The organism is [Chlorobium] sp. 445, assembly GCA_002763895.1.
GTDB lineage: Bacteria > Bacteroidota > Chlorobiia > Chlorobiales > Thermochlorobacteraceae > Thermochlorobacter.
In genome coordinates this window covers 1-16,045 of the sequence record NSLH01000042.1, presented here as the reverse complement: position 1 = coordinate 16,045, position 16,045 = coordinate 1, and the positions used below count along the sequence as shown (strand labels likewise).

The window sequence follows — 16,045 nt, the reverse complement described above, 5'->3', positions numbered from 1 at the left end:
AGACACCATCCAGCGATTTGATGGGGTAAATTACAATGCGCTCTAAGATGGGCATCAGACCAGCAGAAAATCAATTGTACGGCGTTTGGTGTCAACGGACTGAACTTTAATTCTCACGGTTTGCCCAAGTTGATAGCGTCGGTGTGTGCGTTTGCCGACAAGCGAATACGTGCGTTCATCAAACTCGTAGTAATCGTCAGTCATATTTTTGATATGCACCAAGCCTTCGACACCCATATCATTAAGCCGCACATAGATACCAAAATCTGTAACACCTGAAATTACGCCTGAATAGATGTTGCCGATATGGTCGGAGATGTATTCGACCTGTTTGAGTTTGATAGAGTCGCGTTCAGCTTCAGTGGCGTTGCGTTCTTGTTCGCTGGCATGCTCACAAATAGCGGGAATCAGAGCGCTAAGTTTTCGCAGACGCGGTTTAGGCAGTTTGCGCCGTTGCTTGCGCAGTGTCTCGTATTCGTAGAGCAAGCGATGTGTGATAAGGTCTGGATAGCGCCGAATTGGCGATGTAAAATGTGTGTAGAACTCAAAGCCAAGACCGTAATGTCCAATGTTCTTCGGCGAATAAACAGCTTTCGCCATGCAGCGCAGTGCAATTTCCGAGACCATATATTCTACTGATGTGCCTTTGACATCATGCAGCAACTTGCGCAAGGCTTGAGAGGTTGCCGTTTCGCTGTTGAAGGCATTTTTTTTGAGTTCCAACTGATAGCCTAAGCGTTTGACAAATGCGGCTAAGGTTCGAATTTTTTCGGGATTCGGTGCGTCATGTACACGATAGACACTTGGATAGCCTAATTCTTCAGTCTGAAAATGTTCTGCAATGTGCTTTGCTACGGTGCGATTAGCAAGCAGCATAAATTCTTCAATGAGGCGATGACTCTCCAATCGGACTTTGCGAATGACTTCAATAGGCTTGCCCGTCTCATCGAGTTTGAACTTAACTTCTTCGGTATCAAAATCAATTGAGCCATTAGCAAAGCGCTCTTTGCTGAGAATTTTACTGAGCCTGTGCAAAGCATGAATCTGCTCGTAGAATTCACCTCTGCCCGACTCAATGATGGCTTGAACATCTTCGTAAGTAAATCGCCGCCGTGAATGAATCACAGTTTTCGCAATGTGGTAGTCTAAGACTTTGCCATAGCTTGTCATGGTAAAAAAAACAGAGTATGCCAGTCTATCGACATGTGGGTTCAGGCTACAGATGTTCTCCGAAAGATTGGATGGCAACATCGGAATGACACGGTCGACAAGATAGACCGATGTGGAGCGTCGCTGTGCTTCTTCATCTAACTTACTGCCTTCACGCACATAGTGCGAGACATCTGCAATATGCACGCCGACGCAATAATTGCCATCATCTTGCAGCTCGATTGAGAGTGCGTCATCGAAATCTTTGGCGTCGAAGGGATCGATGGTGAAGACAATTTTATCACGATAGTCAATGCGCTCTGCAAGGTCTTCATCGGTGATAGCGTCACTGATTTTGTTAGCTTCGGCAAGTACACTTTTGGGAAATGTGGCATCAATGCCCAGTGAGCGCGCAATTGCTGTAACTTCTACGGCAGACTCTCCTGCCTTGCCAAGCACTTCGAGGACTTTGGCGCTCATTGCGCCGTCTTCTTCGAACTTCAATTTGCCGACAACGACTTTTTCACCATCGCGGGCATTTTTGGCATCTTTGAGCGAGACAAAAATTTCTGGTAAGATGCGATTGCTATCGGGAATAAATTGAAACAGTTTATTGCGGCGTTTGAGGATACCGACCAGTTCTGTACGCGTGCGCTCAAGCACCTCAAGGAGTTTTCCTTCGAAGCGGCGGGAAAACGACTCACGGTCGGCGCGCACTTCGAGCGGTGCCATGGTTACACGCACTTTGACCAGATCACCGTCTAAGACCTCACGCAGTTCGTTTGCAGGCAGGAAAATTTCATCCTCATAATTCGGGACGCTGACAAGACCGTATCCATTTGGGTGCGTTTTCAGTGTGCTTCGTAGACTTCGCCTACTTTGAAGCGCTGTTTTGCAGGGGGCACAAACGGGGCGACTGTTGTCTCAGCACTCAGCGCCAGTTCTTCACGCACGCGAATGACCTCGGTCAGCGGTGTTGCACTTTTGGCAAGTGTGTAGCAGCGGTCAGCATCTTTGTCGAGAGCGCCTTCCTCGTGCAGTTTGTGCAAGACATACCAGAAGCCCGGCAGGTCATCATCGGATGAGTAGCCCAATTTGGCGGCAAGATCACGCGAGCGGAAGGCTTTTCCTTCATTTTCAGAAAGAAAGTTCAGGATTTCTGCTGCGATGGTCTTCTCACCTTGCCGGATGAGGAAATCTTTCACACGCTTGACATCATCAGGTCGAGGGCGCGTGGGGCCTTTGTCGTGGTGTTTTTTGTGTTGCTTGCGCTTTTTAGCCATAGTTCACCTCACGGCTTGAAATCCTCAATGCTGAGTTTGCGCTGACACTGCGCAATATCTTGGGCGTCATTGCTGGCGATGATTAAAATGATGTTGGGACGACACTGTTGAAGATAATTCCATAATTGCGCAATACCGCTTTGGTCAAGCGTTGCTGTTGGCTCGTCAAGTAAGCAAATGTGAGGTGCGGCAGCAAAGGCTTGAACAAATCGCAGTCGCTGCATCATCCCTGAGGAGTAGGTGCGAACAAGTTTTTGGCGAGAGGCGGTTATAGCAAAGTGCTCAAAGAGCCACTCAATTTGTTTTGTGTTGGGTGTAAGACCTTTGGCGCGAAGCGAGAAGAGCACGTTTTCTAGTCCTGTTAGCTCATCATAGAATTGCACATACGGCGCAACAAAGCCAATGTAACGGATTTGTTCGTTTTTTCAAGTCTCTTGCCGTTTTGTGTGTAGGTCACCTGCCCTTGAGTTGGCACTGCAACCCCTGCAAGCAGTCGCATCAAGGTAGATTTGCCGCTGCCATTTGCACCTTGAATTGCCAGACTTTCCCCTGAACGGACTTCAAAGGAAAGACGCTCGAAGACACACTGCCTATCGTAGCGCTTTTGAAGATTTTCTGCGTGTAGCACCATTGACAGATATTCGTGATGCAAATTACGCACGAAATTAAGCGTTGTGAAATCTTGGCGTATATTTGCGGCTAAAATTCCGCGCATGACCTTTGGATTAAGCATCAACACTTTACGTGCCGACGCACTTAGCGTCTCTGAATCACTCATTCAGTGGTTCAAAGAGCGGCAGATTGATTTTGTTGTAGAAAAAAATGCTGCAAAAATTTTAGGTGAAAAACGCCGCTCAAGTCTTGAATTGCTCAGTAAAAAAAGTGACATTTTGCTCTCGCTCGGTGGCGATGGCACACTGCTGCGTCTGGCACGCTATGCTGATAGCAAGCCGATTCTTGGCGTTAATCTGGGTCGACTGGGCTTTCTTGCTGAATTTACCGTCGAGGAAATGTATCCTGCTATTGAGCGTGTGCTCAAAAAAAATTTCTCGCTCGAGACACGCACACAACTTGAGGCTACAGTCAAAATTGGCAAGAAAAAAAAAGATCTTGCGTGCCCTGAACGACGTCATTCTTGAGCGTGGTAGCTATCCGCGTGTGCCGACCATTTCCATGCGCATTGATGGGCATCTGGTCAGCGATTATCGCGCCGATGGCTTAATTGTCTCCACCTCAACGGGGTCGACGGCTTATTCTATGTCAGCAGGCGGTCCTATCATCGTACCGAAATCCAGAGTATTTGTCATCACGCCAATTTGTCCGCACATGCTTACGGTGCGCCCTATCGTGGTCAGTGAAGACAAGCAAATAGAACTCTCAGTAGAAACACCCGATGAAGGCTTCGTGCTAAATTGTGATGGCAGTCAACAACTCAAACTCTCTACACAGGCACATGTGCATATTCGCAAAGCCGATATTGGCGTCAGCATCATCGCAAATGAAAAACGCAACTACTATGATGTTCTTCGTCAAAAATTTCTTTGGGGCAAAGAGTATCTCTAACGCCTGCAAGGCTATACGCCCCTCATTTAGAGCAGCACGCCTCTCTCACTTCAAGTCATCTAGCTCTATTTGTCTGAGCATATCGCTGTCGCTCTTGCTTCTTTTCCATACGCAGGGCTGCCGCACCGTGCAGCAGACAGCACCAAGTTCCCCGCAACAAGACATGGTCTTAGGGGCGTGTTCTTGGGAAGGCTGGCAAACCTCAGCGCATTGGGAGGATTATCGTGCCGACGACTATGCGCTCGATAGCCTTGCGGTACAGCGTCTTAGAGTGCTGGCTGCCAATCCAGAAATTTCATTTCTGATTTTGGGGGCAGTTGGTGTGGCGACAGTCGTGATGGGATTCCCAAAATTTACAAGGTCTTTCGAGCTGCTAACATTGAGACGACACGCACCACACTCTACGGGGTCGACCGCAAAAAGCGCGAGGAGACAGGCACAGCCGAAAAATTTCAGATTAAGCGTGTACCCACGCTGATTGTGCTCAAAGCCGGTAAGGAGCACGGTCGAATCGTGGAGGTGCCGAGCGTCAGTTGGGAAAAAGATTTGGAAGAATTGCTCTCAAAGTAGTCTGAGGTGTCGCAATCTGCGTTGCCGAAAGTCCTTGTGTTGATTGGCGCAACCGCCTCGGGGAAGACAGCTTTGTCGCTGCGCCTTGCTTCAGCCTTGGACGCAGAAATCATTTCTGCTGACTCGCGCCAAATTTATCGTGAACTTACGATTGGTACGGCAAAACCTTCTGCTGACGAGCTTGCACGCGTGCCGCATCACTTTATCAATGAGCTTTCTTTGCCTACGGCGTACGATGCTGGTGCCTTTATGGTGGATGCACGCGCGCGCCTTGCCGATGTGTTTGCACGCGGTAAAATGCCGCTGGTGGTCGGTGGCTCCACGCTGTATTTGCAAGGGCTCACGCAAGGCTTTGCAGAACTGCCCAAAAGCCATCCTGACATCCGCCAGCGCCTTTATGCAGAACTTGCAACACTTGGCAAAGAAGCACTCTATGCCCGTCTGCAAGCACTTGACCCCGAACAAGCTCAAACGCTTGACCCTACCAAAACACAGCGGCTTATTCGTAGCCTTGAAGTTATTGAAATCACAGGTCGAAAACTCTCCGAGCTCAAACAACACTTGCAACCCGCCCCATTTGAGTTTGTCTTCGTTGGTTTAGACATGCCGCGCGAGACGCTCTACGAGCGCATCAATCAGCGTGTAGACACTATGGTTAAGCAAGGGCTTATAGATGAAGCCCGCATGCTCTATGAGCGCTTTGGGCACACGCATCAAAGTAAAAAAATCAATGCCTTGGAAACAGTTGGATATAAAGAGCTCTTCGCGCATTTTCGTGGCAAGCGAGCGCTTGCAGAAACACTTGCGTTAATCAAACAGCATACACGCAACTATGCCAAACGCCAACTCACTTTTTTTAGAAATAAATTCAAAGTCACTTGGATCGATGCACCACAAACAGAGCAAGACACTGCATTTGCACAGCAAAGAGTTATTTCTATATTCAATCGCTAATTTTTTAGAACTGACTTTCTCTATCAATGAAACTGACAGTTGAACACAAGAAAGGTCTCACCATTCTGAGGCTTCAAGAAAAACGTCTTGATGCTGCAATTGCTCCACATCTTAAATCCAAACTCGCTCTGCTCATTGAAGCTGAAGGTGAGAAATATCTAATTATTGACCTTGGTCAAGTACAAGGCATTGACTCGAGTGGCATTGGCGCCTTGTTGCTGGCGCATCGTACAACACTGGCACACGACGGCTTTGCAGCTTTTATCGGTGTGCGCGAGCCTGTACGCGATTTGCTTAAGATGACGCATCTCGATAAGCAACTCTACATTTTCAACTCCGTGCAAGATGTACTTAACAATCTCGAGACCGTAGAAACGGATGATGAGCCCACAGACGATGAACTCGATGAACTCTCAGACACTCCCACGTCCGCTGCGTCTAAATCTAACCTCGATGCCGATGTCGATGATAGCGAAGACTTCTTAGACGACATTCCCGAAATTAGCGATGCTAGCCTTGCCGAACTTGATATACCCATAGATGAAGTCGAAGAGATAGAGCTTTCGGAAGAAGAGGAGCCGAAACAAAAGAAAAAGTCCTCCAAACGTACTTCAGCAAAACGCACCTCTACCAAAGCCAAAGCAACGAACAAATCCAAAAAGGCAACATCCAGCAAGACCAAGAAAACCCCCAGCTCTAAAACTTCCACTGCCAAAGCTAAAAGCAAGAAAAAATCTAAAGCATAGTGCGCACAACGATGAATCTGTTTTCAGCTCTGGATTGGACGGTCGTTGTGCTTTACCTTGTCGGAGTCATTGTGTTCGGTCTCTTCAAGGGCGGCAAACAACAGTCAGCGCAAGATTATTTTCTTTCTGAGAAAAAAATTCATTGGCTTGTAGTCTCGCTCTCAATTGTCGCCACTGAAACCTCTTCATTGACCTTTATTTCTGTGCCTGGCATTGCCTATCAAGGTAATTTTAATTTTTTGCAACTGGTGTTTGGCTACATCATTGGACGCATCGGTGTCGCCTACTTGCTTTTGCCACGCTACTACAAAGGCAACTTGACAACGGTTTATGCGCTGCTTGAAGAACGTTTCGGTGCAAACACGCGGCGCATTGCGTCAGTTGTTTTCATCATCACACGCATTTTTGCTGATGGCGTGCGACTTTATGCCACTGCTATTCCTGTCGTAGCTATCTTTCGTGGCTATAGCCTGTTCTCTGAAGTACCAGATGCTGTGCTCTATGTTAGCACGATTGCGGCAATTGCCTTCGCTACCCTGATTTATGTACAGTTTGGTGGCGTGCGTGCTGTCATCTGGACCGACCTCGTACAACTTTTCATTTACATACTCGGTGGCGCTCTTGCGGCACTGCTGATTAGTGAAAAACTGCCCTCACTGCCTGCTGCACTCTCAGACGCTTATGCACAAGGCAAATTCGCGCTCTTTAACTTTAGTCTGCAAAATTTCTTTTCATCGCCCTACCAATTTTTCCTTGCGCTTATCGGCGGAGCGATGCTTTCTATGGCATCGCATGGCACAGATTACATTATCGTGCAGCGGCTATTTGCAACCGATCAACTGCGCAGTGCCCAAAAAGCCGTTATCATCAGTGGGATGATTGTCCTCGTGCAATTTGCTTTATTTCTCTTCATTGGTGTTTTGCTGCATGCACTCTATGGCGGTGCCGCAATGCGCAGCGATGAAGTTTTCCCGAAATTTATCGTCTCAGGCTTACCCAGTGGCATAGCAGGTCTTGTCATTGCTGCCATGCTTTCAGCGGCAATGTCGACACTTTCAAGTTCCATCAATGCTATTGCAAGTTCAACTGTCTTTGACCTTTATGCCGCTACAGCACATGGTAAGCGCGCTACACCAAAAGAAAAACTCAAACTCTCCAAACTCATTAGCTTCGTTTGGTCGCTGCTGCTGACGCTCTCTGCTATTGCGTATCTTGGGCTTGGTAAATCGGTTGTGGAAGTTGCGCTGAGCATTGCATCTTTCACCTATGGCGGCTTGCTGGGCATTTTTTTCCTCTGCATCTTCTTTGAGCACATTGACAGCCGCGCTGCAACGCTTGCATTTCTTGCGAGCATCGCTGTTATGACGTTTGTCATCACGCAAACTCAACTTGCTTGGACACTCTACACCCTCATCGGATTGATTGTAACACTTATTACTGCCCAAACCTTATCGCGCTTTTTCAAGCCAGAGATGATATCAAAATGACTGCGCAGTGCCTTCATCAAAAGGCAACTTGTGAAACAGAGCATCAGGCAAAGCAAGTGATGCAAGCCTTGTTTTTAGAGCAAATTGCCAAGTTCGCCTAAGTTGATGTTGAGGTCTTTACGCTCAATGCCGAAGACAGCACAGAGTTCTTCAATTTTCTCCTCTAACTTCATCAACGTGAGTCCGAGCTGCTCAATTTCTTGCTCCGTCAGTGTTCCCGATTCTATTCGGCGTATGGCTTGTTTTTCCATCACCATGCGAAGCACATCTACAATCGTCAAAACCAGTTGTCCCAGACCCTGTTCAACGGTTTGAGGGGTTAGGTCAAGTTGCTTGGGTAAGATGCCTGTGCGAAGGGTGTCTTGCAACGATACTGAAAGTTCTTGTGCTGAAGGTTCTTTAATCATGGCTGGGTGAAGTCAGTTGGGATGAAATGCCGCTGCGCAGCCGCTGAATGGTTTCAAGTGAGCCGACCAGCACGCGCAAATCTACATAAACAAGTTCAATGCCTGCAATAGAGATAAAAATATCGCCGCTGATGACAACGCCTTTGTCTAAAATGACATCCAACAATTCAGCCAGTGAGACGTTCTTGTAACGCGTCATAGCATGTTTGCTTTATTTGGTTGTGGCAATCTGCAGAAGTTGTAAGCAGCCCATGCACCGCTTGGCTCAAGGTAAATGCCTTGCGCAGACAGTTCTGCTCTCAGTCGCTCTACTTCTTCTAGGAAAGTCTCTGTTTTAGCGCTTTCAATGAGCAAAGCTGCATTGAGAATCATCTCTTCGTTGCGCTCGGTCACTTCTTTGGGCAAAAGGGCATTGAATTTCATTTCAATGGCAAAAGTTTGCAATCGGCTCACTGCCTGTTGCACGGCTTCTTGTCGACGGCGCAGCAGTAGCTCTTCTAACAGTTCTTGTCGGCGCTTTTTGAGCAAAAAGGCTTTGCCCTGTGTGGCTGTGGAAATTTGTGCATCAAGTTCTTGCAGCGCTGGGTCTTTAGCTATCGCATCACAGAAAAGCTCAGGATGGGCATAAATTTTTATACCCCATTCTTCTTTGCCGCGCAATTTTTCAAGTAGTGCTGCCAGCGCATCATAATTTTGCTCCACAAATTCTGCTACTGAAGACTCCGAATAGAACAAAGTTGGGAATCGGCAGGGCACAACGGTAGCACGCTGCATGAGTGCATCTATCACGCTTTCATGTTTTCTTGCATAGCGCTCTACCCAAGAAAGATCACGGAAATTTTTTTTTAGAGCCTCTTGGCTAAACTCTTTGGCAGGCACTTCGGTCAGTACCGCAAAGAGCATGCGTATGGGCAGCGCGCGTGTCTCTGGCAGCACATCAGGCGAATCAGTTACAGCATAGAGGTAAATCAAGTGCTCACTCATCGTTTTCTTGCGCGTTCAAGTTGTGCTAGCAACTCGGCTTCACGTCGAGAGTATTCTTCTTCGTCAATCTCATCCATTTCGAATCGGAACTGCAACTCCATGAGCTTCTCCTGAATTTTTGCTGTATCACTAGTTTCCTTTTGAACTTGCTCATCAATAGCTTCCGCGATGCCTTTGAGTGCAGAAAACGGTAAGAGCAAAAGGTCGTCAATGAGAAACATCGCTTAGCCCTCCTTTGACACACTCAGCGAGAGCGACAGGCGCGCAAAGTTATACGGCGGCAGCGTGCCCACGTATTTGAACTTTATTTTCTTGCCAAAGCTCTCGCTAATATCATTGACTTTTTGATCAAAGCGTTCTTCTTCGGATGCTGCAACAAGAAACGCTGCATTGAGCAGCATCTTCTCGCCAATGAGTTTGTTTTCTACAGTTTGCAGTGCCAGCGGACGCAGATGCGCCAGAATTTCTTCGCGATACCTACGCTTTTCTGCCTCAAGTGCAGCTTCGACCATTTTACCAATTTCAATCAACGCCGCTTGCGAGACGCTTGTGCGCTCTAATTCCATTTTACGGCGCTGAATGTCTGCATTGCTCTGCAAAATGTCTTGAAAAATGGAATCATAAAAAATGGCTTTCAGACCCAGTTCTTTTTTGCCTTGTAAGTTTTCGAGCATCGTACGGAAACGCTCATACTCTCGTTCCAAGAGTGTCAGCACAGCATCTTGCTTTCCGCGATGGTAGAAAATTGCATAGGTAGCAGCGTATAGTATTTGAGCAGCGCTTCAAGTGTGCGTTCGTGCGCCAGCATATTTTCACGTGAGAGCGTGTATGGCTCAGTAGGTGAGGCACTGATGAAGGCTCCGATATCACGATAAGAAAGAAGATAGACTTCATCGCCGCGTCCGCCGATACCGGTTTGACCGAGCGACGTTGGCGGCATGCCGTAGCATGAATCTGGTGCTGGCACGAGCACAATAGCGTAGATGTAGCGACCATTCATTTTTCAGAACGTTTAGTCGTGCTGATAAGCGTTTGATTGTACGCTCAAGCGAGCAATTGAGTGCTTGAAATCAGGCTCGCAGACCCCTTTATCGGTAATGATTGCGGAGATCAGCGATGCAGGTGTAATATCAAAAGCGTAATTCAATACTGGTGTTTTCGATGGGGCAACTCTACGCCCATAAATTGAGGTCAGCTCTGAGCCATCGCGCCGTTCAATGACGATATTAGCCCCTGTTGATAGCGAAAGATCGAACGTTGAGAGTGGCGCGGCAATGTAAAGTCGCCGACGATGAAATGCAGCCTGAACTGCATGTGTGTATGTGCCGATTTTGTTGGCAGTATCGCCATTAGCGGCAATGCGGTCGGCACCGGTGATGACAAAATCAATCATCTCGCGCTGAAACAGAAACCCCGCAGATGAATCCGAAATGACCTCATAAGGAATTTCTTCCTTTTCAAGCTCAAATGTTGTTAGGCGCAACCCCTGCAAGAGCGGACGTGTTTCAGAGACATAGACTTTCTCAATCAGACCTTCAAGGTAAGCCTGTTTGATGACACCCAGTGCTGTGCCAATACCGCCTGTAGCAAGCGTGCCTGTATTGCAGTGTGTGAGTACGGTCAGGCGTTGATAGCGCAGCACGTGTGCAAAATCTCGGCGTAGAATCTCCACACCATAGCGTGCAATTGCAGCACAGTTTTCAATTTCAGCTTGATGAATGGCTTTGGCTTCAGCACTGAGTGCCTCGACGATGGCAGGAATGTCATGCTCATCAAAGCTGCGCTCAAAGACGGTGCGCATGCGTGCTGTCGCCCAGAACAGATTTACTGCGGTTGGACGGGCCGCGTTAATTTCGGACAGGACACGATGGAAGTACTTTTTGAGGGCGCTTTTTTTGCCTTTGTAAGCCGCCAGAGCCAATACCACAGCATAGCCTGCTGCGATGCCAATCAGCGGCGCACCACGAATTGCCAGCGTTTTGATAGCATCAATTGCTTTGCGGTAGTCTTTGGTATGCACATAGCTTTCTTTGAGCGGCAAAAAACGCTGGTCGAGATATGTGAGCCGACGATGCTCAAAGGAAATGGCTTGAATCATATTTTGTAATCGTTTGCGAACTTAAGTTACGCAACACTGCAATGTGCAACAGCACAACGCATTTTGCAAAGCCCTGTTCAAGATGGGCAAAATATGTCTAATGTTCCGCATCATTTGCGCGCAGCAATGTAGCTGTTGCGCGCTGAATAACCTCCCACTCAAACCCGCGCCGCAGCAGAAAGTCGAATAGTTTGCGTCGGCGTTTTTGTGCATCAGGTTCTTTTTGCAACGCTTCCACTTTTTTTCAGCAGCAGCGTAGCAGAGCGCCTCCTCATCCTTTTCCATGTCGGATAATGTACGCTGGACAATATGACGCGAGATACCTTTCTGATAGAGTTCCGCTTGGAGTTTGCGCGTCCCAAGCTCAGTTTGTCGCCGACGTCGACGCACGAATGTTTCTGCAAAGGCTTGATCGTCAATCAGACCCTGTGCCTCCGCCTTTTGCAGAGCCTGCGCAATTGTCTCATCAGCAAAGCCTTTGCGTCGCAGTTTTTGTGTCAGTTCTTTGCGACTGTGCGCACGGCGCGCCAGCATTGCATACATCGCATTTTGTGCGTCATCGAGCGCAGCAGCGGTTTGCAGCGTTGCGGTTTCTTCTGCGCTGAGCTGCTGTCCCACTTTCAAGCCTAGCGATGCGACAAGCTTCAGCGAGAGCGAAAAGCGATACTCTCCATCAATGAAGAGCTTGATACGCTCGGGGCGGTAGGCTTGAGCGGTCATTGCAGTAATTGTCATATCTCGGTTATCAAAGTTGCGTGATCGAGCTTGCACTAGCAGCGAAATTTAGCACACAAATGAAATAACCCTCTTTCACTTTCCTTACCCTTAAGCTCATGCCAACTACTCCGATGCGACTGCAAAATCCAATTGCACTCATGGTCAGAGCAAAATCGTAAGCCTAGCTTTGAAAAGTCGATTTGGTCGATTTACAGTTTCACTATCTGAAATCACTTGTAAATACAAGGTTTAGCGGCGCTTGGAGAATCAGGCAAAACCGCTGCTCTCCAGCATTTTTTCATTGGCTGGCGAAAAAAGAACGGCTAATTTATTTCTGAAAAATTGTTGTGGCGGTCGGCGTGTCCGATTTGACTTCTGAAAAATTTGTTGTGACGGCTGCCAGTGTGCTTATGTGAAGTGTAACTGCATCTTGAGCGAATATCTGAAAAGAAGTCATGCGCATTAGGGTTAAGGCTCGGTGCGCAAAAAAACATTCAACTGCCAGAGAGAAGTATGAGAGTGATAACCTTTACCGGTAAGGGTGGCGTAGGAAAGACGAGTGTGGCAGCTGCCACAGCGCTGCGCCTATCTGAACTTGGCTTGAAGACGCTGGTGATGTCGACTGACCCAGCGCATAGTTTATCTGATTCTTTTGATGTACCGCTCTCCTCAGAAGTTAAGCGAGTGCGAGAAAATCTTTATGCCATTGAAGTCAACGCTTATGTTGATCTTAAAGACAATTGGGAGATTGTACAGCAATACTTTGCTGGCATCTTGATGGCACAAGGTGCGCAAGGGATTATGGTCGATGAAATGACCATTTTGCCTGGCATGGAAGAGCTTTTTTCACTGATGCGCGTCAAACGCTACAAGCAGTCAGGCAAATATGATGCGCTCATTTTAGACACGGCGCCAACGGGCGAGACACTTCGCCTGCTTTCGTTGCCAGAAATGCTCACATGGGGCGTCAAAGCTGCGCGGTTGGTGGAAAAATTCGTGCTCAAGCCTGTAGCGCGCCCGCTTGCTAAGATGTCGGACAAACTGCAAACCTTCGTGCCCAAAGAAGAAGTGATGCAAACCGTGGACCGCATGTTCGAAGAACTCGAGAGCATCAAAGGCATTCTCTCTGATCCCCAAACGGCCTCAGTGCGTCTGGTGATGAATGCCGAGAAAATGGTCATCAAAGAAACCATGCGTGCCTTGACGTATCTCAATCTCTATGGCTTCAAGGTTGATATGGTGGTGGTCAATAAGCTGCTCGATGAGCGTGAAAGCAGCGGCTACCTTGAGAAGTGGAAAGGTGTGCAGCAACGTTACTTGCGTGAAATTGATGAAGCCTTTGCGCCCTTGCCAATTCGCAAAGCGCGACTCTACGATGATGAAGTCGTGGGCTTGCAGGCTCTGGAGCGCTTGGCATATGACATCTACGGTGAGCAAAATCCAGCAGAGATGATGTATTGCGAGTCGCCCATTCGCTTCGCGCGTAATGGGGATACTTTTGAAGTGATGCTGAAACTGCCATTTGCCAATCCTGATGAAATTGATAGTTGGGTCTCAGGCGATGAACTCTTTATTCAGTTGGGCAATCAGCGCAAGGTCTTAACCCTGCCGATTGCTCTGACGGGCGTAGAGCCCGGAGACGCCTCGCTACGCGATAAATGGCTCGTCATTCCATTCGTAGCCAATTCTTCTAGTCCTAATGCGAGCGAGATTTCACTTAGCAATGCCGTGTAAGCTTTAATCGGCGTTACAAACCTTAAAACAACTTCAAAAGGAGAAGCAAACCATGACGGAATCGTATCAAAAACTTCGCGAAGAATTTAAACAACTCGATTTACCTAATCGGGTAGCGTTTCTTGCTGAAGCAAGTGTGATGACTGTTCAGTCAGGCATTGTAGGTACGCTGAATTTAATTGGTGATGTCGTTGAAAGCGCATCTAATGTGGTGGGTTCCGTGGCACAGAACTTTGGCGTATCGGGTGGCACCGCCTCTGATGCTACGGCGCAAACCGTCAATCGCGTTGTGATCACCGTTAAAGATGCCACAAAAGCCGCTGGCACAGTCGTCAAAGATGTGGCAAAGAGCGTCGATGCCGTAACGGTGGATGTGGCAAAAACCGTTGGTGATGTTGCCACTAAAGCCACCGAGGTTACCGCTAATGTCGTCGACACTGTGCAAAAGACGGTTTCGCAAGCCACGAAGCGAGAAGAGCCTAAAAAAGATGATAAGGCAAAAGCCTAAGTCGTCTGAGGTATGAAATGAATTGAAACCTAGAAAGGACAGAGCACACTATGGCATTAGACAAAGCCAAATTCGAGCAAGAGTTCAAGAAGATGGACCTCGCCGAGCAAGCTACATTCTTGGTGCTGGGCGCGATTGATACGGTTTTTCATACGCTCACGAACACGTTTCAGGCGATTGCTGATACGAGTTACGGTTTTGCAGACTTTACTCGTCCAGGTGCTAGCGAAAAACTTGGGGCAAAATCGCTTGACGCTATTCTTGGTCTGAATGTGCGTACCGACAAAGTGGTTCGTGCGAGCGATGCACCCGCTGCAGAAAAGAAATCGGCGACGATTCCCGTCAAGCCTGCACCAAAAGCGGCAGCGAAAGCTGCTCCTGACAACGGTGAAGGCGCATAGAACCATGTTGTAGTACCTGTTCTTTTTCATTGGTAGAATTCTACTAACTAAATCTTAGGAGGAAACAAACTATGCCAGCAGGTGGAGGCGGCGTCATTACTGATGTACTCATCAGCATTGGACGCATTTCAGAGTACATGTTTGAAGGACACTGGTACACAGGCGGGCAAATCTTTGATGCCCTCGCCAAAGGTACCCTGCGTCTGAATCAAAATCTTTATGGCGGCTTGACAGGCGGAAGTGGCATGATACGCGGCTCATCGCCGTTTGCACAATCAGGCGCAACCGCTGCACGTGATAAAGAAATCACGGAGCGATTTAGCAAGTAACGCAGCGATTTGCACGCAAGCAGCGGTGCGATGAGGCTCAACCCTACCTGCACTGCTGCTTTGCTGCATCTTTGCATCACTGCTCTGCTCACGCAGAGCGTCATGCACCCTGCGCCGACATGCCACAAGTTATGCGCTAAGCCCAAGAGGACTTTACGCAACCACAAATGCAGTAAGGAGTAACTATGAACGAAGTCAATCTCTATGCCGCCAGGCATACCGACGCAGCTCACATTAAAGAGTTTTTCACCAAGAAACTCCTGCGTGCCACCGAAGAGCCGATTGCCTTTTTTGACGGGATTTTCTACGAAGCTAAAAATGAACGCGTTGGCGGTCTATCCTTTCACGACTATTTAATTTTCTCCAACAAGTCCGTCTACCTCTGGGCGCGCGGCATCAGCAAAGACTATCTGGATCGATTTAACTTAGGCGCAGTCTCTATTGACACGCGCGAAAAAGACCAAGATTTCGCTACCCTGAATTTTACAATTTCACGCGCAGGCAAAGACCCGCTTTATCTCATCTTTGATTTTGTGCCACTCAGTGAAGTTAAAACGTTGATGCTTCTACACTTCACGCTTGAAAGTGAAATTGAAGCAGCACTTGGCAAAAGTTTTTTAGGCGAAATTCCTGATGACCTAGCCGCTAAACTGCTCGAGCAGGCTAAGACAGTGGTCGAGATGAAACCGTTCGTGCTCGTTGAACCAGAACCTGAACCGGATCTTGCTCCATTTCCTACGATGATGTCAAACTTTACACGCATCTATGGCGATAGCTTGTTAGAACGCATGAAGCAAATGCGCGCCAGTGCTCAAGAGGGCACTGCTGCCTCGCAAGGCGGATATGGCTACAGCGGCGCTGCACATGATATGCGAGGATACTCGGCAGAATTTCTGCGTAACGAGCCACGTTATCCCTTCTCAACAGGAAACTTTGACGCGATTTCCATGCGGCGCGCAGAAGCCATCGTGCGCGATATGCTGAATGCCATTCCTAAAGAATACCGCGAACAAGCCAAAAAAGATTTGACGAGCATGCCCGAGCGCTTCTCCAATGCGGTCTTAGCGGTCAATGAACTTTTGCAAAACATTGCAAAGAGCAAGGAGACACAAAAT

Annotated in this window: 19 protein-coding genes and 2 pseudogenes; 10 read left to right on the top strand and 11 right to left on the bottom strand. The window is 48.0% G+C overall.

Annotated elements, in window-relative coordinates:
* Positions 1-54 precede the first annotated feature (54 nt).
* From rnr to CMR00_11895, 3 genes and pseudogenes are all read right to left on the bottom strand, one after another.
* Positions 55-2,432 (bottom strand): annotated as a pseudogene (rnr, locus tag CMR00_11905) (ribonuclease R).
* An 8-nt stretch (positions 2,433-2,440) separates the two neighbouring features.
* Positions 2,441-2,845 carry a hypothetical protein gene (locus tag CMR00_11900; protein ID PIO47173.1) on the bottom strand — a complete coding sequence of 135 codons (405 nt, stop codon included), beginning with the start codon at positions 2,843-2,845 and terminating at the stop codon, positions 2,441-2,443.
* Complete coding sequence (locus CMR00_11895; protein PIO47172.1) at positions 2,794-3,210, bottom strand: hypothetical protein; 417 nt, start codon at positions 3,208-3,210, stop codon at positions 2,794-2,796. The genes CMR00_11900 and CMR00_11895 overlap by 52 nt, the downstream gene beginning before the upstream one ends.
* Here CMR00_11895 and CMR00_11890 point away from each other — a divergent pair.
* The 5 genes and pseudogenes from CMR00_11890 to CMR00_11870 all read left to right on the top strand — a co-directional run bounded on the left by CMR00_11890 (position 3,146) and on the right by CMR00_11870 (position 7,752).
* Positions 3,146-3,995: pseudogene (locus CMR00_11890) on the top strand (NAD(+) kinase). The gene CMR00_11895 and the pseudogene CMR00_11890 overlap by 65 nt on opposite strands.
* A 297-nt stretch (positions 3,996-4,292) precedes the next feature.
* Entirely contained in the window at positions 4,293-4,565 is a 273-nt protein-coding gene (locus CMR00_11885) for a hypothetical protein (GenBank protein PIO47171.1), read from the top strand.
* Between the two features lie 6 nt (positions 4,566-4,571).
* Positions 4,572-5,519, top strand: coding sequence for a tRNA (adenosine(37)-N6)-dimethylallyltransferase MiaA (locus CMR00_11880; GenBank protein PIO47170.1), 948 nt, complete (start codon positions 4,572-4,574; stop codon positions 5,517-5,519).
* A 26-nt stretch (positions 5,520-5,545) separates the two neighbouring features.
* A complete protein-coding gene (locus CMR00_11875; protein PIO47169.1) occupies positions 5,546-6,265 on the top strand; it encodes a hypothetical protein in 720 nt (239 codons plus the stop codon).
* Positions 6,265-7,752: a sodium:solute symporter gene (locus CMR00_11870; protein ID PIO47168.1), complete on the top strand. Its 1,488-nt coding sequence runs from the start codon at positions 6,265-6,267 to the stop codon at positions 7,750-7,752. Before CMR00_11875 ends, CMR00_11870 begins: the two co-directional genes overlap by 1 nt.
* Before the next feature lie 74 nt (positions 7,753-7,826).
* On the opposite strand, the gene CMR00_11865 is transcribed toward CMR00_11870, so the two are convergent.
* The 8 genes from CMR00_11865 to CMR00_11830 are packed head-to-tail and all read right to left on the bottom strand — an operon-like array spanning position 7,827 to position 11,976.
* A complete protein-coding gene (locus CMR00_11865) occupies positions 7,827-8,159 on the bottom strand; it encodes a gas vesicle protein K (GenBank protein PIO47167.1) in 333 nt (110 codons plus the stop codon).
* Positions 8,152-8,358, bottom strand: coding sequence for a gas vesicle protein (locus CMR00_11860; GenBank protein ID PIO47166.1), 207 nt, complete (start codon positions 8,356-8,358; stop codon positions 8,152-8,154). Before CMR00_11860 ends, CMR00_11865 begins: the two co-directional genes overlap by 8 nt.
* Complete coding sequence (locus CMR00_11855; GenBank protein ID PIO47165.1) at positions 8,355-9,143, bottom strand: hypothetical protein; 789 nt, start codon at positions 9,141-9,143, stop codon at positions 8,355-8,357. Before CMR00_11855 ends, CMR00_11860 begins: the two co-directional genes overlap by 4 nt.
* Positions 9,140-9,364, bottom strand: a complete 225-nt coding sequence (locus CMR00_11850) for a gas vesicle protein GvpG (GenBank protein PIO47164.1) — start codon at positions 9,362-9,364, stop codon at positions 9,140-9,142. The genes CMR00_11855 and CMR00_11850 overlap by 4 nt, the downstream gene beginning before the upstream one ends.
* A gap of 3 nt (positions 9,365-9,367) precedes the next feature.
* Positions 9,368-9,913, bottom strand: coding sequence for a hypothetical protein (locus tag CMR00_11845; protein ID PIO47163.1), 546 nt, complete (start codon positions 9,911-9,913; stop codon positions 9,368-9,370).
* Positions 9,853-10,143, bottom strand: coding sequence for a hypothetical protein (locus CMR00_11840; protein PIO47162.1), 291 nt, complete (start codon positions 10,141-10,143; stop codon positions 9,853-9,855). The genes CMR00_11845 and CMR00_11840 overlap by 61 nt, the downstream gene beginning before the upstream one ends.
* Before the next feature lie 12 nt (positions 10,144-10,155).
* Positions 10,156-11,241, bottom strand: coding sequence for an S-methyl-5-thioribose-1-phosphate isomerase (gene mtnA, locus CMR00_11835; protein PIO47161.1), 1,086 nt, complete (start codon positions 11,239-11,241; stop codon positions 10,156-10,158).
* A gap of 21 nt (positions 11,242-11,262) precedes the next feature.
* Positions 11,263-11,976 carry a hypothetical protein gene (locus tag CMR00_11830; protein ID PIO47160.1) on the bottom strand — a complete coding sequence of 238 codons (714 nt, stop codon included), beginning with the start codon at positions 11,974-11,976 and terminating at the stop codon, positions 11,263-11,265.
* Between the two features lie 495 nt (positions 11,977-12,471).
* Between CMR00_11830 and CMR00_11825 the strand changes: the two genes are divergently transcribed.
* The 5 genes from CMR00_11825 to CMR00_11805 form a co-directional block, all read left to right on the top strand.
* Positions 12,472-13,692 (top strand): arsenic-transporting ATPase, encoded by a 1,221-nt coding sequence (locus CMR00_11825; GenBank protein ID PIO47159.1) that lies wholly within the window; start codon positions 12,472-12,474, stop codon positions 13,690-13,692.
* Between the two features lie 52 nt (positions 13,693-13,744).
* The gene (locus tag CMR00_11820; protein ID PIO47158.1) at positions 13,745-14,200 is read left to right on the top strand and encodes a chlorosome protein C; all 456 of its coding nucleotides are present in this window, start codon (positions 13,745-13,747) and stop codon (positions 14,198-14,200) included.
* A 50-nt stretch (positions 14,201-14,250) separates the two neighbouring features.
* Complete coding sequence (locus CMR00_11815) at positions 14,251-14,601, top strand: hypothetical protein (protein PIO47157.1); 351 nt, start codon at positions 14,251-14,253, stop codon at positions 14,599-14,601.
* Positions 14,602-14,672: 71 nt separating this feature from the next.
* A complete protein-coding gene (locus CMR00_11810) occupies positions 14,673-14,930 on the top strand; it encodes a bacteriochlorophyll c-binding protein (GenBank protein PIO47156.1) in 258 nt (85 codons plus the stop codon).
* Positions 14,931-15,115: 185 nt separating this feature from the next.
* Positions 15,116-16,045: hypothetical protein (locus CMR00_11805; GenBank protein PIO47155.1), on the top strand; the 930-nt coding region annotated here is incomplete at its 3' end.